The organism is Campylobacter sp. MIT 99-7217 (assembly GCF_006864365.1).
Classification (GTDB): Bacteria; Campylobacterota; Campylobacteria; order Campylobacterales; family Campylobacteraceae; genus Campylobacter_D.
On sequence record NZ_QHLJ01000001.1, the window covers coordinates 226889 to 251080 of the forward strand.

At 35.0% G+C, this 24192-nt stretch carries 20 protein-coding genes, 1 tRNA gene and 2 pseudogenes; 13 read left to right on the forward strand and 10 right to left on the reverse strand.

Features of this window, described 5'->3' with window-relative positions; all coding sequences use genetic code 11:
* The first annotated feature begins 33 nt into the window (after positions 1–33).
* The 8 genes and pseudogenes from DMB92_RS01215 to DMB92_RS01250 all read left to right on the forward strand — a co-directional run bounded on the left by DMB92_RS01215 (position 34) and on the right by DMB92_RS01250 (position 7896).
* Complete coding sequence (locus DMB92_RS01215) at positions 34–1371, forward strand: sodium-dependent transporter (RefSeq protein ID WP_142681218.1); 1338 nt, start codon at positions 34–36, stop codon at positions 1369–1371.
* A 99-nt stretch (positions 1372–1470) separates the two neighbouring features.
* The gene (locus DMB92_RS01220; RefSeq protein WP_142681219.1) at positions 1471–3261 is read left to right on the forward strand and encodes a biotin/lipoyl-containing protein; all 1791 of its coding nucleotides are present in this window, start codon (positions 1471–1473) and stop codon (positions 3259–3261) included.
* A 9-nt stretch (positions 3262–3270) separates the two neighbouring features.
* A complete protein-coding gene (gene pckA, locus DMB92_RS01225) occupies positions 3271–4845 on the forward strand; it encodes a phosphoenolpyruvate carboxykinase (ATP) (RefSeq protein WP_142681220.1) in 1575 nt (524 codons plus the stop codon).
* A gap of 8 nt (positions 4846–4853) precedes the next feature.
* Positions 4854–6236, forward strand: coding sequence for an argininosuccinate lyase (gene argH / locus DMB92_RS01230; protein ID WP_142681221.1), 1383 nt, complete (start codon positions 4854–4856; stop codon positions 6234–6236).
* 21 nt (positions 6237–6257) lie between these two features.
* Entirely contained in the window at positions 6258–6566 is a 309-nt protein-coding gene (locus tag DMB92_RS01235; protein WP_142681222.1) for a hypothetical protein, read from the forward strand.
* Positions 6551–7318: pseudogene (locus DMB92_RS09115) on the forward strand (hypothetical protein); the annotation flags it as partial. The gene DMB92_RS01235 and the pseudogene DMB92_RS09115, both read left to right, overlap by 16 nt.
* 117 nt (positions 7319–7435) lie before the next feature.
* Complete coding sequence (locus DMB92_RS01245; RefSeq protein WP_142681224.1) at positions 7436–7774, forward strand: F0F1 ATP synthase subunit C; 339 nt, start codon at positions 7436–7438, stop codon at positions 7772–7774.
* Positions 7775–7810: 36 nt separating this feature from the next.
* Positions 7811–7896 (forward strand) — tRNA-Leu (locus DMB92_RS01250).
* A gap of 111 nt (positions 7897–8007) precedes the next feature.
* On the opposite strand, the gene DMB92_RS01255 is transcribed toward DMB92_RS01250, so the two are convergent.
* Together DMB92_RS01255 and DMB92_RS01260 are read right to left on the reverse strand one after the other, a co-directional pair.
* A complete protein-coding gene (locus tag DMB92_RS01255; protein WP_142681225.1) occupies positions 8008–8973 on the reverse strand; it encodes a DNA polymerase III subunit delta in 966 nt (321 codons plus the stop codon).
* Positions 8973–10910: an RNB domain-containing ribonuclease gene (locus DMB92_RS01260; RefSeq protein ID WP_142681226.1), complete on the reverse strand. Its 1938-nt coding sequence runs from the start codon at positions 10908–10910 to the stop codon at positions 8973–8975. The genes DMB92_RS01255 and DMB92_RS01260 overlap by 1 nt, the downstream gene beginning before the upstream one ends.
* 129 nt (positions 10911–11039) lie before the next feature.
* Between DMB92_RS01260 and DMB92_RS01265 the strand changes: the two genes are divergently transcribed.
* The 5 genes and pseudogenes from DMB92_RS01265 to DMB92_RS01285 all read left to right on the forward strand — a co-directional run bounded on the left by DMB92_RS01265 (position 11040) and on the right by DMB92_RS01285 (position 16521).
* The gene (locus DMB92_RS01265) at positions 11040–12152 is read left to right on the forward strand and encodes a divergent polysaccharide deacetylase family protein (RefSeq protein ID WP_142681227.1); all 1113 of its coding nucleotides are present in this window, start codon (positions 11040–11042) and stop codon (positions 12150–12152) included.
* The gene (locus tag DMB92_RS01270; protein WP_142681228.1) at positions 12149–12916 is read left to right on the forward strand and encodes a DNA-processing protein DprA; all 768 of its coding nucleotides are present in this window, start codon (positions 12149–12151) and stop codon (positions 12914–12916) included. Before DMB92_RS01265 ends, DMB92_RS01270 begins: the two co-directional genes overlap by 4 nt.
* Positions 12913–13299, forward strand: a complete 387-nt coding sequence (gene ruvX / locus DMB92_RS01275; protein WP_142681229.1) for a Holliday junction resolvase RuvX — start codon at positions 12913–12915, stop codon at positions 13297–13299. Before DMB92_RS01270 ends, ruvX begins: the two co-directional genes overlap by 4 nt.
* The gene (locus tag DMB92_RS01280) at positions 13286–14179 is read left to right on the forward strand and encodes an RsmB/NOP family class I SAM-dependent RNA methyltransferase (RefSeq protein ID WP_409513379.1); all 894 of its coding nucleotides are present in this window, start codon (positions 13286–13288) and stop codon (positions 14177–14179) included. The genes ruvX and DMB92_RS01280 overlap by 14 nt, the downstream gene beginning before the upstream one ends.
* 184 nt (positions 14180–14363) lie before the next feature.
* Positions 14364–16521: pseudogene (locus DMB92_RS01285) on the forward strand (TonB-dependent receptor).
* Between the two features lie 214 nt (positions 16522–16735).
* On the opposite strand, the gene pstB reads toward DMB92_RS01285, so the two are convergent.
* From pstB to DMB92_RS01325, 8 genes are all read right to left on the reverse strand, one after another.
* Entirely contained in the window at positions 16736–17476 is a 741-nt protein-coding gene (gene pstB, locus DMB92_RS01290; RefSeq protein WP_142681231.1) for a phosphate ABC transporter ATP-binding protein PstB, read from the reverse strand.
* Entirely contained in the window at positions 17470–18561 is a 1092-nt protein-coding gene (gene pstA / locus DMB92_RS01295) for a phosphate ABC transporter permease PstA (RefSeq protein WP_142681232.1), read from the reverse strand. Before pstA ends, pstB begins: the two co-directional genes overlap by 7 nt.
* Positions 18558–19472, reverse strand: coding sequence for a phosphate ABC transporter permease subunit PstC (gene pstC, locus DMB92_RS01300; protein ID WP_142681233.1), 915 nt, complete (start codon positions 19470–19472; stop codon positions 18558–18560). The genes pstA and pstC overlap by 4 nt, the downstream gene beginning before the upstream one ends.
* The gene (locus DMB92_RS01305) at positions 19469–20458 is read right to left on the reverse strand and encodes a substrate-binding domain-containing protein (protein ID WP_142681234.1); all 990 of its coding nucleotides are present in this window, start codon (positions 20456–20458) and stop codon (positions 19469–19471) included. Before DMB92_RS01305 ends, pstC begins: the two co-directional genes overlap by 4 nt.
* 151 nt (positions 20459–20609) lie before the next feature.
* Positions 20610–22130 carry a UDP-N-acetylmuramoyl-tripeptide--D-alanyl-D-alanine ligase gene (locus DMB92_RS01310; RefSeq protein ID WP_142681235.1) on the reverse strand — a complete coding sequence of 507 codons (1521 nt, stop codon included), beginning with the start codon at positions 22128–22130 and terminating at the stop codon, positions 20610–20612.
* Positions 22131–22868 (reverse strand): alpha/beta fold hydrolase, encoded by a 738-nt coding sequence (locus tag DMB92_RS01315; RefSeq protein WP_142681236.1) that lies wholly within the window; start codon positions 22866–22868, stop codon positions 22131–22133.
* A 4-nt stretch (positions 22869–22872) separates the two neighbouring features.
* Entirely contained in the window at positions 22873–23085 is a 213-nt protein-coding gene (locus tag DMB92_RS01320) for a type II toxin-antitoxin system Phd/YefM family antitoxin (RefSeq protein WP_142681237.1), read from the reverse strand.
* A 59-nt stretch (positions 23086–23144) separates the two neighbouring features.
* Entirely contained in the window at positions 23145–24191 is a 1047-nt protein-coding gene (locus DMB92_RS01325; protein WP_142681238.1) for a D-alanine--D-alanine ligase, read from the reverse strand.
* Between the last annotated feature and the right edge of the window lies 1 nt (position 24192).

Consider the following 24192-nt stretch of genomic DNA (forward strand, 5'->3'; position numbering starts at 1 on the left):
AATGAAATTTAAGCTTAAAATCAAAGAAAATAAATGAAAACACATTTTTCTAAACTAGGTTTTGTTTTAGCTGTGGCTGGTGGGGCTGTGGGGCTTGGCAATGCATGGAAATTCCCTACGCTTACCGCACAAAATGGAGGCTTTGCTTTCGTGCTTTTGTATTTGTTTTTTACCCTAAGCATAGGGCTTAGCATATTTTTAGCTGAACTTGCTATGGGAAGATTAAGCAGAAGTGATCTAGCTAGTGCCTATGAAAGCCTTGCGATAAGGGGCAAAAAGCAGTGGAAATTTGCAGGCATTTTTATGCTAGGAGGCATTTTCGTGCTTTCTTTTTATCTTATGATCATGGGCTGGGTGCTAAAATACACGATTTTTAGCCTTTTTTATTTGCCAAAAAGCCTCGAAGAAGCAGGGACAAATTTTAACCTGCTCATCAGCCAAGAGCTTAGCCTTTCCGTGTTTTTTTATCTCATTTCTTTTTTTCTCACGCTTTTTGTGGTTTCAAAGGGCATTATCAAGGGCATTGAAAGGCTAAATCTCATCATCATGCCAAGCCTTTTTCTCATGCTTTTATCAATGCTTATTTTTTGTCTTTTCTTTGAAAAGGGCTTTGGCGAAGCTTTTTCTTATCTTTTTAGTCCAAATTTGGCTCATTTTAAGCTTACTTCTGTGCTAGAAGCTTTGGGGCTTAGTCTTTTTACGCTTTGTCTTGGCATCGGTTGTATCGTTACTTACTCGGCTGCTCTTGATAAAAAGACAAATTTCATCAAAAGCTCGCTTTTTGTGGTTTTTATCAATATCATCATTTCTTTGATGATGGGACTTATCGTTTTTACCTTTATCTTTGAATTTGACGCAAACCCTGCCACACAAGGTGCCGGGCTTGTCTTTGTCGCACTTACTAGCCTTTTTACTCATTTTGGAATTTTTGGGAATTTTTTGGCAAGCTATTTTTTCTTAGCACTTTTTTTTGCAGGCATAACCTCGGCTGTATCGATGATAGAACCACTTGTTTTTTATTTTATAAATCATCTTAAAATTTCACGCAAAAAAGCTCTTTTTTATCTAGGAAGCCTTGTTTTGGTGCTCGGAATGCTTTGTATCTTATCTTTAAATGCCGATTTTGCCAGGTCTTTAAGCTTCTTTCATCTTAGCTTTTTTGAACTGCTTGATAAGCTTGCTTCAAATATCTTACTTCCCTTAGGAGCTCTTGCAAGTGCCATTTTTGTGGGCTTTTTTGTAAAAAAACAAAGCCTTTACAAGCTTTTTTCTAAATTTATGAGTAAAAGAATTTTTGAGCTTTGGTATTTTTGTTTGAGATTTATAGCACCTTTGATGATTGTGGTGGTTATGTTTTATTTATTTGCTTAAATGAGTTTTTTAAAATCGGTATTTTTTAAAAAAATAATGTATTTTTTACTCAGTATTAAAAAAAAACTAGATACAATGTATTTTTGAAAAGGATGCGATATGGCTAAAAAATTTATCGATGTTATGGATACGAGCTTTAGGGACGGCTTTCAGTCTGTTTATGGGGCTAGGGTTTTGATGCAAGATTTTTTCCCAGCTGTTGAGGCTGCTAAGGAAGCTGGTATCACGCATTTTGAATTTGGCGGTGGGGCGAGGTTTCAAAGCCTTTATTTTTATCTTAATGAAGACGCTTTTTTGATGATGGATAAATTCCGTGAGCTTGTGGGCAAAGAAGCAAATCTTCAAACCCTAGCAAGAGGCGTAAATACCGTCATGCTAGATACGGGAAGTAGGGAGCTTATCGATCTTCATGCAAAGCTTTTTGCTAAGCATGGCACAACGACGATTCGAAATTTTGACGCACTCAATGATGTAAATAATCTTAAATTTAGTGGCGAATGTATCACAAAACACGGCTTAAAGCATGAAGTAACCATTACTTTAATGGACTTGCCGCAAGGCTGTAGTGGTGCTCATGATGTAGCCTTTTACGAAAAGAGCTTGAAAGAGATTTTAGCTGCTGAAATACCTTTTTCTAGCATTTGTTTTAAAGACGCCAGCGGGACTTCAAATCCAAATAAAATTTATGAAACCATAAAAATGGCAAGAAAACTTCTGCCTCAAAGCACGCACATCAGGCTTCATACTCATGAAACAGCAGGTGTTAGTGTAGCTTGCTATTTGGCTGCCTTGGAAGCTGGCGTTGATGGTATCGATCTTGCTGCAAGTCCTGTAAGTGGGGGTACTTCTCAGCCTGATATTTTAACCATGCTTCATGCAGTGAAAGGCAAAAATTACGATCTAGGCGGACTTGATCCTGAAAAAATCCTCATTTATGAAGAGGTCTTAAATGAGTGCTTGAAAGATTATTTTTTGCCACCTGAAGCAACGCAGGTAAGCCCATTAATACCTTTCTCGCCAATGCCAGGCGGTGCATTAACTGCTAATACCCAAATGATGAGAGATAACAATATCTTAGATAAATTCCCACAAGTCATCAAAGCTATGCGTGAAGTCGTGGAAAAAGGAGGCTTTGGCACTTCTGTAACTCCGGTTTCGCAGTTTTATTTTCAACAAGCCTTTAACAATGTTATGTTTGGCAAATGGAAAAAAATCGCCGAAGGATATGGAAAAATGGTCTTAGGCTATTTTGGAAAAACTCCTGTTAAGCCTGATGAAGAAGTGATAAAACTTGCAAGCAAGCAACTCAATCTTGAGCCTACAAGTGAATTAGCCATCGATCTAGCCGATAAAGATGAGAAAAAATCTCTTGAATTTACCAAAAAACTCCTTGAGCAAGAGGGTATAGAAACGAGCGAGGAGAATATTTTTATCGCTGCTGCTTGCAAAGAAAAGGGCATAGCCTTTTTAAAAGGCGAGGCTAAGGTAAATGTAAGAAAGCTAAGCACCATGCCAAAACCAAATGCTAACTTGGCTGATGAAAACAAATTTACCGTTTCAGTTAATGGCAACAAATACCATGTAGAAGTTGCCGCCGGCTTTGATAAAAGCGTGAATATCAAAAGCGTGAGCAAGGTAAATGCTGATGAGAGCCAAACAGCTCCTGCAAGTGATGAGAGTGCTGATGGGATCAAGGCTAGCATTTCAGGCAGTGTTTTTAAGATCAAGGTTAAAGAAGGAGAAAGTGTTAAGGCAGGGCAGGTTGTTTTCGTGCTTGAGGCTATGAAAATGGAGATTGAAGTGAGTGCGCCAAAAGATGGCACGATCAAGACACTTTGCGTAAAAACAGGCGACAGCGTGAGCGAAGGTCAAAATTTAGCTATTTATTAAGGAAAGAAAATGAAAGATATTGAAAAATTAGGCTTAGAAAATATCAAAGAAATTTTTTATAATCTAAGCTATGAAGAGCTTTTTAAGCATGAAGTGCAGAACAAAGAAGGCGAGCTAGCTAGCAATGATACTTTTTGCGTAGATACAGGCATTTTTACAGGAAGAAGCCCTAAGGATAAATACTTTGTGCAAAGAGATCCTTCTCAAAAGTTTATTTCATGGGGCAAGATAAATCACCCTATCAACGAAGAGCTTTTTAACAAGCTCTTAGCCAAGGCGAAAAAACAGCTTAGTAATAGTGAAATTTATATCCAAGATGCTTTTTGTGGATCGTCTTTAAAAAGTAGAAAGGCTGTGCGTTTTGTAACGCAGGTTGCTTGGCAGGCACATTTTGTTAAAAATATGTTCATTCGTCCAAAAAAAGAAGAGCTTGAAAGCTTTACACCTGATTTTGTAGTATATAATGCTTGTAAATGCGTGAATGAAGATTACAAAAAAGACGGCTTAAATTCCGAAGTTTTCGTGATCTTTGATGTGGAAAATAATATAGGCGTTATAGGTGGAACTTGGTATGGCGGAGAGATGAAAAAGGGCATTTTTTCGATGATGAATTATTGGTTAGCTCTTGAAAACAAATTCCCTATGCACTGCTCGGCAAATGTCGGCGAAAAAGGCGATACGGCTTTGTTTTTCGGTCTTAGTGGCACGGGAAAAACCACGCTTTCAACTGATCCAAAAAGAAAGCTTATCGGCGATGATGAGCATGGCTGGGACGATGATGGTGTGTTTAATTTTGAGGGCGGTTGCTATGCAAAGGTTATTAATCTCAGTGCTGAAAATGAGCCTGAAATTTACGCAGCCATTAAACGCAACGCACTTTTAGAAAATGTCGTTTTAAGAGCTGATAAAAGTGTGGATTATAAAGATGCTAGTAAGACTGAAAATACACGCGTTTCTTATCCTATCGAGCATATTGTAAATCACGAGCCAAGTCTAAAAGCAGGACACCCAAAAAATATCATCTTTTTAACAGCTGATGCTTTTGGCGTTTTGCCTCCTGTAAGCAAGCTTAGTAAAGAACAAGCGATGTATTATTTTTTAAGCGGTTATACGGCTAAGGTCGCAGGAACTGAAAGGGGCATAACAGAGCCTCAAGCTACTTTTTCAGCGTGCTTTGGTGAGCCTTTTATGCCACTTCACCCTACCGTTTATGCAAGACTTTTGGGCGAGAAAATCGACAAACATCAAGCAAGCGTTTATCTAGTCAATACCGGCTGGAGCGGTGGTGCTTACGGCGTGGGTAAAAGAATGAGCATAAAAGCAACTAGAACTTGCATTAATGCTATACTTGATGGGAGCATTAAAGAATGCGAATTTGAAAATTTTGAGATTTTTAATCTAGCCATTCCTAAGGCTTTAAGTGGGGTTGAAACCTCGCTTTTAAATCCTATCAACACTTGGCAAAGTAAGGAAGAATATCTCAAAACAAGGGACAAGCTCGCAAAAATGTTTGTTGAAAATTTCAAACGCTACGAAGATGTGAAAGAGGGTGTTGAATACTCTAAATTTGGTCCTATGTTTTAAGGTTTTTCATGAAAAATGAAATGTGGTCGGGTCGTTTTGACGAAGCAAGTAATGAGCTTTTAAAGGAATTTAACGCAAGCTTGGGCTTTGATAAAACGCTTTTTAAAGAAGACATTGAGGGTTCATTAGCTCATAGTGCCATGCTTTTTGCTTGCAAAATCATCACTGAAGAGGAATTTAAAGCCATACAAAGGGGTTTAGAGCAGGTAAAAGCTGAGATTGAAAGGGGCGAATTTGTTTTTGATATCGCTGATGAGGATATTCATATGGCGGTGGAAAAAAGGCTTAGCCAGATCATAGGTGCTGAGATAGGTGGCAGGCTTCACACGGCAAGGAGCAGGAACGATCAGGTGGCGACTGATTTTAAACTTTTTGTAAGAAAACAAAACCTAAATTTGCAAAATTTGCTTAAGGAGCTTATCAAGACCTTACTTATTCATGCTAAGGCTCATAAAACGACCATTATGCCAAGTTTTACTCATCTTCAGCACGCTCAGCCCATAAGCTTTTCTTTTTATATCCTAACTTATGCTTTTATGTTTGAAAGGGATATCAAAAGGCTTAGAGCAAGCTTTGAAAGGGCTGATTTTAGTCCGCTTGGAAGCTGTGCTTGTGCTGGAACGAGCTATGATACAAACAGGGCTTTAAGTGCGAAAGAACTTGGCTTTAAAAATGTCTGCGCAAATGCCATGGACGGCGTGAGTGATAGAGACTTTGCTCTTGATATGCTTTATGATATTGCCGTGATTTTTACGCACACTTCAAGGCTTTGTGAGGAACTTATACTTTTTTCAAGCACAGAGTTTAAATTTATCCAGCTAAGTGATAGTTTCTCAACAGGCAGTTCCATCATGCCACAAAAGAAAAATCCCGATGTAGCCGAGCTTATAAGAGGAAAAACCGGGCGCGTTTATGGGAATTTAATCGCACTTTTTACCACGATGAAAGCTTTGCCACTAGCCTATAATAAGGACATGCAAGAAGATAAAGAAGGGCTTTTTGATAGCGTAAAAACGGCAAATGAAAGCCTCATCATCTTAAATGCTATGTTAAAAGAACTTAAGATCAATGCCAAAAATATGCTTCAATCTTGTAAAAAAGGGCATTTACTTGCGACTGATTTGGCGGATTTTTTGGTGCGTGAAAAAAATATCCCTTTTAGAAAGGCTCATTTTATCGTGGGCGAACTTGTCGCAAGGGCTGAAAAAGAGGGCATTGATATATGCGAGATCAAGGATTTAAGTGCTTATAATCCTATCTTTGATGAAAGTGCGATGAAATTTTTAGACTTTACGCATTCTTTAAATTTAAAGCAAAGCGAGGGTTCAAGCTCGGTTAAAAGCGTAGAAAAGCAAATCGCACTTTTAGAAAAATTCTTAGAAGATAACTAGAACTCAAAGAAAAGGATTGATATGGATTATTTTATATTAGCGTTTAGAAAATATTTGGTGCAGTTTTTGAGTAACTTTATCCCAAGCAGAAAATTAGCAAGAAAATTTAGGCAAAAATTTTTAAGAACTGAGTATCATATTTTTCTTGATCAAGTGGATAGTTTTATCCCAAAGGCTGTACTTGAAAATATGAACAAATACGATAATAAATACTTTTATAATGAAAATTTAGCTCATGGGGGGGGGGGGATTGCTCTCATAAGGGATATTTTGATTTTGATGAGAGTGCCAAAAAAGCTAACTCCCCTCGTAATCCTTGGGCTTTTATAAGAGTAAAAAACGAAGCCATTACTTTAAAATCATCTTTAGAAAGCATTTTACCTGCCATTCAAAGAGGGATTATCACTTATAATGATTGCAGTGATGAGAGTGAAGAGCTTATCCTAGACTTTGTCAAAAAGTATCCAAGCTTTAAAGCTTACAAATACCCTTATGAAGTTCAAATTCAAAATCCACAAAATGAAGAAAATAAATTAAGCAAGTATTATAATTTTGCCTTAGATAAAATCCCTAAAAATGAATGGCTTATTAAAATCGATGTCGATCATGTTTATGATGCGAAAAGACTTTTTAAAAGCTTTTATCTCGCGCAAAAAACCTATGATGTGGTTTTTGTGTCAAGGATAAATGTTTTGGTAAAGGGTAACAAAGTTTTCATAGGAACTCTTCCTAGGGAAGAGGGTGGATTTTATATCCATGGTGTTGATCATTGGCTTGTTTATAATAGAAATTTAAATTTTATAGATTGGTTTCCGCCAAACTCAGAGCTTTATTATGAGATCTTAAAGAGTCCAAAGCTTTGTAGGCGCTTTTATACTGAGCTTAATAACTATCATTTTGCCTATCTTAAGGACTATAGAAGAGCTTATATAGATGAAGTGATTAAAGATGGTTTTTCTCTTGATAAGGTAAAGAAAATAAGCCCACCCGTAGGCACAAAGATAAATTTAGAAATGCTTGATGAGGAAAAAATCCTAGAAATTTATGATAGTTTCAATTTCAAAGGCACAACTAAGCCTTAAACCAAGTAAAATAAAGTAAAAATAAAGCAAAAAATGATATAATTAAACCGCAGATTATTTTGGAAAGTCTTAAGTAGGGATACGCAAGCCGAACTGACTTTCAAGAAAGAGGAGAAAATGAAAAAAATTCTGTTTTTAACTTTTGCTTTGGTGGGTGTAGCTCTTGCTGCTCCTGAGGGTGCTCCTGTAGAGGTTGAGTCTATAAATGTTTGGATTAAGGCATTTTCTGTCTTAGCAGCAGGACTTGGTCTTGGTGTGGCAGCTCTTGGTGGTGCTATTGGTATGGGACATACAGCTGCAGCAACTATAGCTGGAACAGCTAGAAATCCGGGTCTTGGCGGTAAGCTTATGACAACGATGTTCATTGCTTTGGCGATGATTGAAGCACAAGTTATTTATGCCCTTGTTATCGCTTTGATCGCTCTTTATGCAAATCCTTTCATCGTTTTTGCGTAATTGATGATATAAATGAAGCCCTTTTAGGGCTTTTGTGCGGTTATGGTGGAATTGGTAGACACGCCATCTTGAGGGGGTGGTGCGCCTTGCGTGTGCGAGTTCAAATCTCGCTAACCGCACCATTTTTATTTATTTTTGCTTCTTTTTTGCATTATTATCCTGCTTTAAAGTAAATTTTTAGACTTATTTTGTTTTTTTAAATTTATATACTAAACTAAGAAAATTTTAAAAAATCATTTCTTTAAAACTTGTTTAAGTTTGAGTAAATTTGCAATGAGAAATTCCTTTTTTGCGAGTTTTGATTGGGTTTTAAGCTCGTATTCACTTTGGGTAAAAAGTGTAAAAATTTCTTTGTATTGCTTGAGATTTAAAGAAAAGGCTTGATTTTGCAAACTTTTGCCAACTTGAGGCGGTGGAGCATAGCCTAAAAGTTCTTTAAGATCAACTTTGCCATAAATTTTCGCATAAAGAAAGATCTTAAAAAGGCGATAAAAGCTTGATCCTAAAGAATTTAACAAGGCTATTTCGTTAAAATTATCTAAAATTTTTTCTAAGTCTTCTTTTAGATCTTTGCCTGATAAAAGCTTTTCAAAAAACTCATCAAAGCCCATTATGCTTAAAGAAAAACAATATTTTTCTATGCTTGCTTGATCGATTTTTAAACCTTGAAATTTGTTCAGCTCACTTGCTGCAAGGTATAAATTTTCATCAAAGGTGCTAAAAAGCGTGTATAAGGCTGTATCGCTTACTTCGATATCAAGTTGTGAGGCTTTGATCCGTAAAAGTTCAGTGGCTTCTCTTGAGTTTGAAATTTTAAAAAATCTCGCAAAATTATTTTCAAAAATTTTCTCAAGCTCATTTTGTTTTGAACCCTCATCATAAAGTTCTAAAAGTAAAAAATTATCCTTATGATTTTTACATAGCTCAACCAAGGCTTTAAGCTCTTTTGTGCTTGGTTTTTTAAAAAGCCTTAGTTCAAGAAGTTTTTTCTCGCTAAACAAAGAAGAACTACTAAGATAATCACTAGCCCTTTTAAAATCATACTCTTCAAAATAAACCTTCAAGCTCTCATCAGCCCCATATCTTTTTTTGATGATTTGTGCGAAAAGTTCGGTTTGAAAATTATCCGCTCCATAAAGTGCGAAAAAATTTGGAAAATAACTTCCTTTGAGTAAATTTTGCAAATCCTTTTTATACATTAGCTAGGCTCTTTTTCGTCTAAATTTTTTATAATTTTACCAAAAATTTTTGCCATGATTATATCCACATCAGTGATTTGCACCAAAACATTTTGCAATAAATTTGTCTCATGATCATAAAGTATGATTTCAGCACCCTTTATCTCATCATCAAGTTTAGCGATATTGATATTTGTGTTTTCGCTGATATAGGCTCTAAAAGTTTTGCCGATATTTAGTTTTGCCCAGCGTGCAAATTTCCTATCCATAAAGTCCCAAGCCACTTTATCAGCTTCTCTTTCTAAAACGCTTAGGCTTTCGCAAGTGCTTTGTATATTTAAAAGTAAGTATTCAAATTTCTTTTGATCATTGCTACATTTTGCCTTTAAAAGTCTGTGTAAAATGAGATCAGAATACCTGCGAATAGGGCTTGTAAAGTGGGTATATCTTTCAAATCCTAGCCCAAAATGTCCTTGATTAATGCTTGAGTACTCAGCCTTTTTTTGAGCTTTTATGATGAGTTTATCTACTTCAGATCGTATGCCAAGCTCTTGTGCTAGGGCTTGAATGTCTCTTATAAGCTCGGTAAGTTTTGGCTTATCTTTTACATCAATACCAAGGCTTGAAAGCTCATCTAAGAGTTTGGAGATCTTTTTTTGATCAGCACTAAGATGATTTCTAAAAATGCCCACCTCATTGATAAGCCTTGCTGCTGCTTTATTTGCTAAAAGCATACAATCTTCTATTAAATTATGTGCATCAGTATCGCCCTCATAATGCGTTGTAAGTAGGCGGTTTTGTTCATCAAGACTCATTCTTAATTCTTCAGTTTTAAACTCAAAGGCATTTTTGAGCCTTTTTTTTCTAAGCTCACGCGTGATATGAAAAAGAGGGTAAAGATAGGAAAGATCCTTTAAATCAGGCTTTTGGATTAAAATTGCATCAACTTCATCATAATTAAATCTTCTTTTAGAATTGATCAAGGCTTCAAAAAGTTCTTCTTTTATGACCTCTAAATTTTCATCTAAGCTGATTTTAACGCAATACGCCAGCCTATCGACATTTGGCTTTAAAGAGCAGATATTTTCGCTCAAAGCTCTTGGAAGCATAGGGATAGCCTTGTGAGGAAAATAAATAGAAAAGCCCCTAGCTCTAGCCTCCTTATCAATAGCCCCATAAGCAAAGACATATTCGCTTACATCAGCTATGGCTACATAAATAGCTCTTGATTTTTCATCATAAAAGATCGCATCATCAAAATCTTTTGCGTCTATGGGATCTATGGTGCAAAAGCTTAAATGCCTTAAATCAAGCCTGTTTTCATACATGCTTGCATCGACAAAGTCTCCATTTGCAAGGGATTCTTTAATGCAAGAATCATTAAATTCGCTATTTTTATTAAACAAGGCAAGAGAAATTTTTTCATCAATAAAATCATCATCAATATGTCCTAAAACCTCTATGATTTCAAGATCTTGGTTGCGTATTTTTAGGATAGTTCCAAGTGGTAAGGCTTTTAGGGATTTTTGCGAGGCTTTCAGGGCTTGACTTAAGCCTGTTTTTATGTTCATTCCAAGCACAGCCTCGCCGTATTTTTTTGTGATGACAAGAGAAGTTTCATTAGCTCTTTGTAAAATTAAAATAACCTTAGCACTTGCTCTTTTTTTCTTGAGGGGCAAAAGCTTACAAACAACTATATCTGCATAGTTTGCACCTTTTAAATCCTTGCTTTCTATACGCAAGTCTTTTGTGAAAGATTCATCAAAGCACCTTAAAAAGCCTGTTCCCTTGCTTGAAATATCAAGTTGTCCAAATACAAAGCCATTATTAAGATAAAATTTATTTTTATGTTCCGTGATAATGTTGTTTGCGTGCAGTTCTCTTAAAACTTGCTTGAGTTCATTAGTGATTTTTGAGCTTGAAACTCCATAACTCAAGCTTTTTAAAAATTCTTTCATTGTAAAAACTTTAGTATTCTATTTTGCAAGCATAATTTTACACAAAATAATGTAAAAAAGTTTTAAAATTTTCGTTATAATCTTTGAATTATTTTTAAATTTAAAAGTGGGTATTTGTTGAAAAGATACATGAAAAGTTGGTTTTTTTGGGTTCTTTTGCTGGGCATTGTTGCTGGCATTGCTTTAAGTTTTTTTATACCCACTCAAAAAATCAATCTTGAAGTGCAAAATTCTTTTATACCTGAAAAAAACACAACTTTAGAGCAAAATCATACTCAAACTACTATAAAAAAGGGCTTGTTTGCTGATTATGAAGAAGGACAAATTCAAACACATACAGAAGAAATTGTTGAAAACAATACTTCAATCAAAGAGCTTAATATAAGCAAAATCATAGAATTTAATCTCAGCAAAGATCAAATCTTTGATCATCAAAGTTTGTATTTTAAAGCTCCAAATTATTTTCAATTTGACCTTAAAGACTATAAAAAAACAGAGCAAAACTCAAGTAAAAAAGATGAAAATTTAAGCACACCGACAAATTTGGATTTAAACACGACAAAAAAGCCTCTTGTAAAAACAAAGCACAAGGGGGCAAAGCTTGCTATTATCATCGATGATATGGCAAGTGCTACTCAGGTAAGAAATTTAAAAAACACCAAGCTTAAGCTCATTCCTTCTTTTTTTCCAAGGGATAAAAACCACCCACTAACGCCTCAGTATGCAAAGGAATTTAAGTTTTTTATGGTGCATTTACCTCTTGCTGCGTTTAATTTTAAAAATGAAGAAACCCAAACTCTAAGCCCACAAGATACACAAGAGCGTATTGATGAAAAGATAGCAGAAATTTACAAGGATTTTGAAAATTTAAAATTTATAAACAATCACACAGGAAGCCTTTTTACAAGTGATGAAGAGGCTATGAGAAAGCTTTTTAGAGCCTTTGAAAGATATGGATTTGTTTTTGTTGATTCTGTTACCATAGGAAAGAGTAAAGGAGAAAAGATCTCTAAAGAATTTGGACAAATTCCTATCAAAAGAGACATTTTTCTTGATAATCAAGATAGCGTCGCATATATCAAAAAACAACTTCAAAAAGCCGTTCATCTTGCGCAAAAAAAAGGCTTTGCTATTGCCATAGGACACCCAAGAAAAAACACCTTTAAAGCCCTTGTTGAAAGTAAGGATTTGCTTGAAAGTGTCGAGCTTGTGTATTTGAATGAAATTTATAAAGAACAATGATTTTATCTTCTTTGCCTAAGGAATTTCTTGAGCTTTCAAAGCCTGTGAAAAAGCTTTTTTATAAAGGAAATTTAAGCCTGCTTGAGCAACCAAAAGTAGCGATTATTGGCTCAAGAAAAATGAGTGTTTATACTAAAAATTTGGTCTTAGAGCTTAGCTTTTTACTTAAAGAAATTGGGGTTTGTGTGGTGAGTGGTGGAGCTATTGGGGTTGATATTTGTGCTGCAAAGGGAGCTTTTCCAAGTACCATAGCCATTTTTGCTAATGGTCTTGATCAAATTTATCCAAAAAGCAATGAACACTTGATCAAGCAAATTTACGAACATGCCTTAGCATTGAGCGAAAACGAGCCTAAGTATTTGCCTCAAAGATATGATTTTTTACTTCGAAATAGACTTATCATCGCTTTAAGTAAAGCTGTTGTCGTGGCTCAAGCTGATCTTCAAAGTGGTTCTTTACAAAGTGCAAATTTAGCCTTAAAGCTTAACAAACCTTTGTTTGTTTTGCCTCAAAGACTTGATGAAAGCAAGGGGACAAATTTGCTTTTAGCACAAAATAAAGCAAGGCTCATTCATGATCTAAAAGATTTTGCTCTTTGCTTTGGAGAGTTGAAAAAAAGAGAAGAAGATGATGAGGTGCTTGAGTTTTGTAAAAAAGGCGTAAGCTTAGATGAGGCTTTGGATAAATTTGGAGAGCGAGTTTATGAGTATGAGCTTTTAGGAAAGATAGAAATAAATGGCGTTTTTATCAGGGTGCTTGTATGAATGCCTTAGGTCTTGATGTGGGTTTAAAACGCATAGGCGTAGCACTTTGCATAAATGAAAGCATAGTCATGCCCTTAGAAGCTGTGCTTAGAAAAAACAGAAAACAAGCAGCTAGCGAGCTTAAAGCCTTGCTTAAAGAGCATGAAATTTCAAAGCTTATCGTAGGGCTTCCAAAGGGTGGTTCAAGCGAGGAGGAAATGAGCAAACGCATAAGGCATTTTATCAGCTTGCTTGATTTTGAAAAAGAGCTTGTTTTTGTTGATGAGAGCTTTACAAGCAAGGAAGCCTCCAAGCTTCAAAGAGCAAATTCAAGAAAAAAAGATGGCAAACTAGATAGTCTTGCAGCTTTCTTAATGCTAAAGGATTATTTTGGCATTATTTGATCTTAAGGTGTATTTGAAACAAATTTATCCTGATGAGCATGAAAGCGTGCTTGCAAGTTTTGAAAAGCCAAAGGACATTTGTATTTTTTTAAATACCTTAAAAACAGATGATAAATGCCTTGAATACGAGCTTTCAAAAGAGCATATTCCCTTCGAAAGACTTGATGAATTTACCTATAGGATAAAAGGCGAGTACAAATCAAAGCTAAGTTTTTCAAAAGCCTTTTTAGAGCATTTGTTTTATATACAAAATTATTCTTCTTATTTGTGTGCTAAAGCTCTTAATGCAAAGCCTTATGAAAGCGTGCTTGATATGTGTGCAGCTCCTGGTGGAAAAAGCATAAATTTAGCTAATTTCATGCAAAATAAAGGCTATTTAGCCTGTGTTGAGGCAAGTAAAGATCGTTTTTTTACCCTACAAAAAATACTTAAAAACTATGGCGTTTTAAATTTTAAGTGCTTTTTAAAAGATGCTAAGCTTATAGGCAAGCTTTGTCCCTTGAAATTTGATAAAATTTTACTTGATGCACCCTGTTCAACCTTTGCAAAAATGGGACTTTATGTTCAAAAAAGCCAAAAAGAGCTTAAAATGCTCAGTATTTTACAAAAAAAGCTTTTGCACTCAGCACTAAAAGCCTTAAAGGTTAATGGCGAGCTTGTGTATAGCACTTGCACCTTTTTAAAAGAAGAAAATGAAGAAGTGATCAAAAATGCTTTGAAAAGTGAGTTTAAACTTAAGCTTTTAGAACTTAACTTAGAGGGCGTTAATGCTAAAAATGCCTTTGCTGATGAATTTGATGAGCTCAAAAAAGCAAAAAGAATTTTACCTGATACTTTTTGTGACGGCTTTTTTGTAGCAAAACTAAAAAAACTTTCATAATTTTCTTAAGAGCTTTCAAGTACTATTTTATCTTTATTTCTTATAATAACAAGAAAAATTATCATAAATATTAAGGATATTTTCAGTATTTTTAAAGCTTTATAAAAATATAATTTTAAGATTATGATATTAGTTATTTTAACTAAATATAATCATAAATTTATGCTACAAGAAAGGAAAATAGATGAAAAAACAAAGACTTCTCATGTGTTCTGCTTTGCTTTTATCAAATTTAGCCTTAGCTCAAGAAGCACATAAGTTGGAAAATGTTGTCATTTCAGCAACAGGTTTTGAGCAAAATGCAGATAGCAACCTGCGAAATGTTATCGTTATAGATAAGGATAGGCTTCAAAATAAGGGTTATACCTCTTTAAGCGATGCACTTTCAAGGGTGGCTGGGATTAGTTTTGTGGATTTTGGACTCGGTAAAAATATAGACCTAAGAGGGCAGGGCGATAAGGCAAATGTTGCTGTGAAGGTCATGGTCGATGGCAAGCCTATCAATGTGCTTGATAATTCTCATGGTGTAACCCCGCTTGATTATGTAAATTTAGAAAATGTTGAACGCATAGAGATCATTCCCGGTGGTGGTGCTGTGCTTTATGGAAACGGCACACGGGGGGGGGGCAATCAATATCATTACAAAGTCCTCTAAACAATCAAACGCTTCTTTAGCTCTTAAAGGCAACACTTACGGAGGTGGTGCTTTGGGAGGCGATATACTTGCAGATATATCCCATCAATTTAATGATATCTTTTCTCTAAGTTTAAATTTTGACGGCTTTAACCGCGATGGTTATAGAGATGAGGATAATCAAAAAGGCTTTTATGGTGCTTCTAAATTTAGATTTGACCTTAATGATGATAGTGATTTAACTTTCGGGTTTAATTATTTTCAAAGCTTAAACTACACTACAGGCTATCTTACAAGGCAGCAGTTTAGGGATAATCCTAGACAAAAAGGATCAGATATAGCAAAGACTAAGATCACACGCCCAGAAGTAAGCCTTGCTTATAATAAAAATTTTAATGATAGTTTTGAATTTGCTACAGAAGTTTATTATCAAAAACAAAAAATTGAATATATCAAAAATATCTTAGCCACAGCAGGAACGACTAATGGGACAGATCAAACAGGTAGTGGTTTTGAGGATAGTTTAACAGGTTTTAAACTTAAGGGCAAATATAATTATATGGACGATTCTTACTTGGTGCTTGGTTATGATTTTGGTTACCATGAAGCAAAAAGAAATAGTAAGGTTTCTTATAGTGTCCCTAGAGTAATCCCTTATCATAGAATGACAACAAATATGGATATGAAAAAGCAAAGTCATTCTGTTTATGCACTAGATTCTCAAAAGATCAATGATGTATTTTATATCAGTGCAGGAGGGCGTTATGAATATGCTAATTATAAAACCGATAGAACCTACAGAAATGAAATGGCTATGGCTTTTCCAAGACCTGGATATCCAAAAGATGAGTTATTTCCTTTTAACACAGGCTCAAAAAATACGAGTAATTTTGCATTAGAGCTTACTCCAACAGCAAGGTATTCAGATACAGGCACAGTTTATATCAAATATGAAAGAGGCTTTATCTCTCCAACCCCAGCTCAGTTTGTAAATCGTGGCAATACAGGTGCTAATGCACAAAACTATCAAAAAATTTGTAATGGAGATCCTTACTGCGTGGCTGATTTGGATAGTGAAATTTATGATACTTATGAAGCTGGAATGAGTGATTATTTGTTTGGTTTTTATGGCATTGATTTGGCGGTATTTTATACTCAAACTAAGGACGAAATCGCTTATTTGGGCGATCCGCACAGTGATAGCGGGGCTTGGTGGAAGTATTATAATATAGATAAAACTCGTCGTGTAGGCGTTGATCTTAGTTTGCGTCAAGACATACTTGATGATTTAAGTTTTTATCAAAATTTTAATTTTGTGGATGCTAAAATCACAGGTGGCGTAAATGATGGCAAAATCCTTCCTTTAGTGTCTAAATTTAAGTTTGTTGCTGGGGTGAATTATGAAGTATTTGAGGGCTTTAATACCTTTGCTGATTTTACTTATTTTTCAAGAAGCAAAGATCAAGGCGAGCCTGTAAATCAAAATGCAACAGGTAAATTTGTCAATAGCACTTGGATAAAAGAATACTACCTTACTGATTTGGGTATAAACTATACTTATAAAGATCTTAAGATTATAGGGGGTATTAAAAATCTTTTTGATAAAAAATACTATACTTATAGAGATAAATCAGCCAACTCAGGTCTAGGCGCTTACACTCCGGGTGATGGCAGAAACTACTATGTGGAGTTTAAATACAAATTTTAAAACTCACTGACTTCTAAACTGAAATTTATACTTTTAAACAAGCCTTCAGGGGCTTGTTTTGATATAAATTTAAGATATTTAGAAATTTAAAAATTTAAGCCCAAATTTAAGCATTTAATTTCAAAGCCTAAGAACTTCAAATTTAAAATTTGAGTTTAATTTAAAGCTTTTATAGGCGTTTAGTTTTCTTGTGTTTTGACAATACCCTGATTTTCTAGCCAAAAGCCCCACTTAAATAAGCCTTTGTTTTTTCTTCTTTTGGATCTTCAAAAAAGCTTTTGCTTTCGCCAAATTCCACAAGCTCGCCAAGATGAAAAAAGGCTGTGTAATCAGCCACCCTTTTTCCTTGCTGCATATTATGCGTTACCATAAGCATAGAAAGGTTATGACTAAGCTCTTTGATCAGTTCTTCAATCACAGCACTTGATATAGGATCAAGAGCTGAGGTTGGCTCATCTAAGAGCAAGAGTTTAGGCTTTATAGCTAAAGCTCTTGCTATACAAAGCCTTTGTTGTTGTCCTCCTGAAAGAGCTAGGGCATTTTGCTTGAGCTTGTCCTTAACCTCCTCAAAAAGTCCCACCTTTTGCAAGCAATCCACAACCAAGGCTTCTTCTTCGTCCTTATGCTTTATCATGCCGTGAAGCTTTGGAGCATAGGAGATATTTTCATAAATGCTTTTTACAAAGACATTAGGTTGTTGAAAAACCATGCCTACATCTTTGCGAAGTTCGACAGGATCAACAAGCTTAACATCTTTTCCAGCAACTTCTACTATGCCACTTATCTTAGCGATCTTATCATTCATACGGTTAAAACACCTTAAAAATGTGGATTTTCCACACCCTGAAGCACCTATTAAGGCAGTGATTTTGTTTTTTGCAATTTGCATATTTATATCAAAAAGGGCTTGTTTTTTGCCATAAAATAAATTTAAATTGACAACTTTTGCTACCATTGTTGTTTTCCTTGAAAATATTTTCTTAAAAAAATAGCGACTAAATTTAGCACGCTTAAAAGGGCTAAAAGCACTAAAATACCAGCTGCTGCTCTTTCTAAAAAGGCTCTTTCTGGCATAGAAGCCCAGTTATAAATCAAAGCTGGTAAAACCGTGGTTGGCTCGCTTATATTTGAGGCTATATCAGGGATAAAGGCTATCATGCCTATTAGCATCAAAGGAGCGGTCTCTCCAATAGCTTGAGCTAGAGCTAGGATAGAACCTGTCATGATCATAGGCATAGCCAAAGGCAAAACTATGCCTTTTACCATTTGCCATTTTGTAAAGCCAAGTGCTAAGGCTGCATTTTTCATATGCACATCAACGCTTTTTAAGGCTGCCTTTGTGGCTACGATGATGATAGGAAGGCTCATCAAAGCTAGGGTCAGTCCTCCAACAAGAGCTGATGAGCGAGGCATGCCAAAGAAATTTATAAACAAAGCAAGCCCTAAAAGCCCAAAGATAATGCTAGGAATGCCGGCTAAATTATTGATACACACTTCTATAGTGTGGGTGAGTAAATTTTGCCTTGCAAATTCTTCCAAATAAATAGCAGCAGCCACTCCTATAGGAACAGCCACAAGCATACAAATAAACATGCAAAGTAAAGTACCAACCACAGAGGCTAAAACCCCAGCTTTTTCAGGGGCTGTTTTGGAATCGCCTAAAAGAAAGAAATTAGCATTAAAACGCTCTTTAATTTTATTTTCTTGAATAAGCGTATCAATGATGGCTACTTCTTCATCACTTAAGCGGTTAAATTTTTCTTTTGTGTATTGATCGACTTCAGCATTTGCTAAAAGCCAAGTAGGCTCTTTAATGCCCTCAGCTCTTAATAATCTTCTTTCAGCCCTTGAAAGTAGGTTAATAACGCTTTGGTTGGTATCTTTACCTACAAAAATATAGGTTTGTTTAAAGGCTGGAAAACCAAGATAAAAAATACTAGCCATAAATACTAGTAAAAAAGCGAGATTGATATAAAGTCCCATTTTACAAAAAAGGCGGAATTTTTTCGAGGATTTTTTTCTTTCTTTTAAATTTTTCATAAACTTTTAACCTTGTGAAATCTGTTGATAAGATAAACGCTAAACATATTGATGATAAGCGTGATGATGAAAAGAAAAAGCCCCAAAGAAAAAGCACTAAGTGCTAAGGAGCTATCAAAGGCTTGATCGCCTTGCAAGGCTTGGACTATATGAACGGTTACTGTGGTCATATCTTCTAAAAAATTAAAGCTTAAATTTGGTCTTAAAGAAGCAGCCATAACAACTATCATGGTCTCGCCTAAGGCTCTTGAAAGTCCTAATAAACAAGCTGCTATAATGCCTGGCATTGCCTCAGGCAAGATCACTGCAAAGATCACTTCTTTTTTTGTCATGCCCAAGGCATAAGCGCCGTTTATCCTTTTTTCACTTACTGCTTCTATGCAGTCTTGCGACAAAGAAGCTACGATAGGAACTATCATTATACCCATGATAAAGCCAGCTCCTAGGGCACTTTGATAACTTGCTTCTAAGCCAAGAGCCTTGAAGCTATAAACGATAAGTGGGGCTATAACTATGACAGCAAAAAAGCCAAAAACAACGGTTGGAATGCCAGCTATTATTTCAAGTATAGGCTTAAGATAGTTTTTAGACTTTTTGCTTGCATACACGCCTAAATAAATAGCACACATTATGCCAAGCGGCAAGGCTGTTAGCATAGCAATGAGCGAGATATAAAAAGTACCCCAAAAAAGAGAAGCTGCTCCAAAAACTCCATGCCCTGTAGTGCCATCAAGGCTCACAAAGGCTGCATCAGCTGCCCACTGGCTTGAAAATAAAAAGGTAAAAAGGCTTTCTTTTTGAAAGAATTTCAAGGCCTCAACTAAGATCGTAAGCATGATAGCAAAGCTTACTATCACGCTTACAAAGGCACAAAAAAAAAGACTAAATTTAATAAGCTTTTCTTTTATCAAAATATTTTTCCTGCTTTCACTAAATTTTCATCAAGTTTATTTGCTTTTTGAATGTGTTCTTGAGTAGTCTTTAAAAGAGTTTTATCAAGAGGGACTAAACCTATTCTTTCAAGCTCACCACCACTTGCAGCCAAATCATCGCTCATGTAAAGTTTGGCAAATTTAAGGGCATCTTGGTTTTTGGTATTGACATAGATATAAAGACTTCTTGAAAGCTCATATTTTAAGCTTGAAATATTTGCTTCGCTTGCTTCTATGTTATCGATCTTTGCAGCATTGATTTTATCTTTATTGCTTGCTAAAAAGCCATATCCAAAAAGTCCAAAGGCTTCTTTATCGGCTACTAATTTTGAAACGATCAAATTATCATTTTCCCCACTTGGTATATAGGCTGCATCTTGGCGAATGGTTTTGTATTTGCCAGCTTGTTCGCCATATTCTTTAAATTTACTTGAAACCTTGCTTAAAACCAGCTCTTCTATGCTATCTCTTGTGCCTGAGCTTGAGGGTGGTCCATAAATTACGATTTTGCGATTTGGCAAGTTTTTATCTATATCACTCCATTTTTTATAAGGGTTTTCTACGAGCTTGCCATTTTGTGGGATTTGCTTTGCTAAGGCTAGGAAAAGTTGTTCAAGGCTGATACTTAAGGGAGCATTAGTTTTATTTTGTGCTAAAACTATGCCATCATAACCTATCATTACGCCTACTATGTCTTTAACGCCGTTTTTTTGACACACTTCAAATTCGCTTGATTTTATCGTTCTTGAAGCATTTGAAATATCTGTTTTGCCCTCGCAAAAAACCTTAAAACCTCCTCCCGTGCCTATGCTTTCAACAACAGGGGTTCTGCTTTTATAAATGGCTGCGTATTCTTCTGCTACAAAGCTAGTGAAAGGATAAACCGTTGATGAACCAGCTATTTTTAAATCAGCAGCACTTAAAAGAGCTGAAGATAAAACCGAAGCCAAGATAATCTTTTTCATTTTTTCTCCTTTTGAAAAGATAGCATAAGTTTAGGATATTTTGGAAACTTTTTGGAAACATTATGAACTTTAGCAAAAAAAGTGTGTAAAAAATAAACGAAAATTAAATATCTACGCTCAAAAAGTATCATTTTCATCTCATAAACCTAGCTTACATAAAAGTTGGTGCGTCATTTGAAAAGAGGATTAAATCCCCATTTTTAGTATGTTGTGCTAAAATATCAACTAAGGTTTCTTTATTTTCTACAATGATTTTTTCTATATGTAAATACTTTTTAAATACAGCAAGATTTACACTTGCTGTGATGATAGCAAGATCAAAACATTCATTTATAAGCTCGCAAAGCTTGATATTTTGCTCTTCATTTACTTCTATGATACCAGGACTTACTAAAACTCTTCTTCCCTTGTATGTTTTGCAAAGTTTGTAACTTTCGCTCATGCCGTTAAAATTGCCATTAAAGCCATCATCAATGATGAGTTTTGGCTCTTTGGAAATGATTTGCAAGCGGTGTTCAACAGGCTTTATTTTTTGAGTGTAGTTTTGTAGCTTTTCAAGGCTTATGCCCAAAAAATTTGCCACAAGGATACAAGCACAAAGATTTTGCGCGTTAAAACTGCCAAGTAAATTAGCCTTAAATTCAAATTCTTGCTCATGAATTTGTAGCTTAAAGCTAAGTCCTTCAAGGCTTGAATGAACGCTTTTTAAAGCCTTATCATAGATGAGAATTTGCTCCGTTTCGTTCATTTTAGTGCTAGAATGCAAAAAAGCTTTTTTCAAACGATTTGTTTGCAAGGCTTCAAGCTTGGTTTGGCGGATCGCTTCCTTGCTTTTAAAATACTCCAAATGCGCCTCGCCGATTTCGCCAACTATGCAAAGCTGAGGGTTTAAAAGCTCTGTGATTTCTAAGATATCGCCTTTTTGTCTTGCTCCTGCTTCAGCTATGTAAATTTGAGTGCTTTCATCTAAATTTTCATTGATATCAGCTGTTATGCCAAGGAGGGTATTTACTGATCTTGGGGTTTTATGCACCTTAAAATCCTCTTTTAAAAGCTCATAAAGGAAGTTTTTAATGCTGGTTTTTCCAAAGCTAGCTGTGATTAAGATAATGGTAAGATCTTTTAAATTACTAAGTTTTTTCCTAGCCTTTTTGATATAAAAAATATTAGCAAGAATGCTATAAATTTTAAGAAAAATCAGTGAAAAAATAAGAGGCAAGGGCGAAAAAAGGCTGATAAAAATAGTAAGCAAATAAAATTTCAAATCATCATTAAGTAAAAGAGCAATAGAAATTAAGAAATAGGGCGGAATGGCTATAAATTTGCATGCAGAAAAAACAAGGCTAAAAAAAAGCAAAAAAGCGAAAAAGACCTTAACTTTTGTTGTAAAAACAAGCTTTTTATCAAGCCTTTTATGCCAAAAAAAGAGCATAGGAGCTTGAATCAAAAACAAAAAGCCAAGGTAAAAATAAGAGGGCAAAAACAAAAGCGCTAAAAAGGGCAAAAGTAAAAAATACACATGCCACAAGGGCTTGGAAAAATGAAAAAATACTCTATTTAGCTTATAAGAATACCACTGCAAGGCTGTGATGAGATAAAAGCCAAGGCAAAAATTAATGAGAAAAATATAAATAAATTGTAAAAAAAAGCTAAGTGTCAAAGTAACAATCATCTAAATCCTCGTCGTAAGTTCATCAATAAAATCAATATTTTCTTTATTTAGGAAAAAAAAGTGATCTCCTTTTAGTGCGTAAAAACTACTATTTTTAATCAAAGAGTGGATTTTTTCCCCACTTTTTAAAGGCGTAGCCTTATCATCAATGCCCCAAAAAATAAGGGTTTTTATCTTAAGCCTTGCAAAATAAGAGCAAAAATCCTCACCCACAACGCTTTTAAAGGTTTCATACATTAATGGACTTAAATTTATGGCGTCTTTACTTGCAAAAAATTTATAAAAACGAGAAAAACCAAGACCTTTTAAAAGCTTAAAAAGCTTGATTTTAAGCCTGATAGAAAGCCTTTTTTGCCAAAGTATGCCAGCTGAAGAAAGCAAGATAATGGCTTTAGGGCTTTTTTCTTGCTCTAAAGCTAGGATGGTGCAAATTTTTCCTCCAAAAGAATGCCCCATCAAAAGCTCAGGGCTAAAATCTTTTTCTTTTAAAAAAGAGCTTAAAATTTGAGCATAATCAAGGCTATTTAAGACAAGTGGGGCATTTGAGCCTCCAAAGCCACAAAGATCGATATAAAGGTGTTTGTATTCTTTAAAGCTATCCTTAAAAGCAGTTTTCATTAGCTCTTTATTTGCTCCCCAACCATGCAAGATGAGCAAAATGGGCTTTTTGTCTAAATTTAGCAGTTCATAACTAAGAGTGAAATTTTCGTTTTTATAGTTGATACTTGTTTGTGCCATTTGATCACTTTTGATTTTTTTGATAGATGGATTCTAAAAGTTTCATTGCATCATAAAGCTTTTCGTATTCTTTTACGCTTAACATGACAGCTTCAAATTTGTTATTTTTTAAGATCACGACCTTTTTATCCTTGGTGCTGACTTGATTAAGTATGGTGCTAAAATTTCTGACAAGCTCAGTAGCAGTAAAAATTTCATCTTGGCTAAAAGAGAGCATTTTTCCTTCTTAAATACATAAAATTATATGTAAAATTTAGCGTATTTTTTCTTAAAAAATTATAATTTTCCTTTCTGTCCGTTGATAGAGTGTAAAAAGGCGTAATCAATATTGACCTTTTTTTCTTTCTTTAAGTCCTGAGCCAGTCTTTCTACAACCAAAGAAAAGTCATCAAATAAATAATTTGCCAAGGAGCCCGGATTTGGGTTAATTTCATTGATATAAACCTCATTATCCAAAACAAAAAAATCACATCTTATCAAAGCACCTTTAAAAAGGGGATTATAAATTTTTTTGAAAGCATCTTTGAGTTTTTCTTTTAAACTCTCATCAAGCACAGCTTCTTTGGCTTCGCTATTTCCTGAAAAGCTGAGGTATTTTTGTTCAAAGTCCAAAAGCTCTTTTTTCTTCGGCTCTTCTATGATAGAAAAGCAAAACTCATCTTTAAACATACAACCTGCAAGATTGTATTCTTTTATGTCCTTGATAAAATCTTCAACAACAATCTCATCATCAAATTCAAAGCCCACATCAAGAGCGTAAGAAAGCTCCTCTTTATTTTTTACAACACTAATGCCTATACTAGAGCCAAGTCTAGCTGGCTTAAGGATACATGGAAAAGCAAGGTCTTGCTCCAAGCTTTTTTTATCATACTTTTTTAAAAGCTTATAAGCTAAGGTTTTTACGCCTACTTTTTGTGCGTAAAGTTTGGTAAGCTCTTTGTTATAGCTTAGCACACTTGCTTCAAGTCTTGGTCCTATGTAAGAAAGCTCGAAAAACTCAAGCAAGGCTGCTATTTTACCATCTTCTCCGTCCTTGCCATGTATGAGGTTGATGATGATATCAGCCTCAAGCTTTTTTTCTCCAAATAAGCCTTTTTCAAAAAAGCCTCCCTTAGCTAGAAAAAGTTTTTTTTCTTTTAAAAAGGCTTTTGAGCTAAAAGTCTTTGCATTCATTTTATCATTATCAATGAGATAAAAATTTCTATCTTTATCACAAAAAATAAAAAGCATATTTGATCTTAAAACCTTTTTTAACACAATGGCACTAACTATACTGATCTCATGTTCATAAGAATTTGCACCAAAAAGTATCGCATAAGTCATA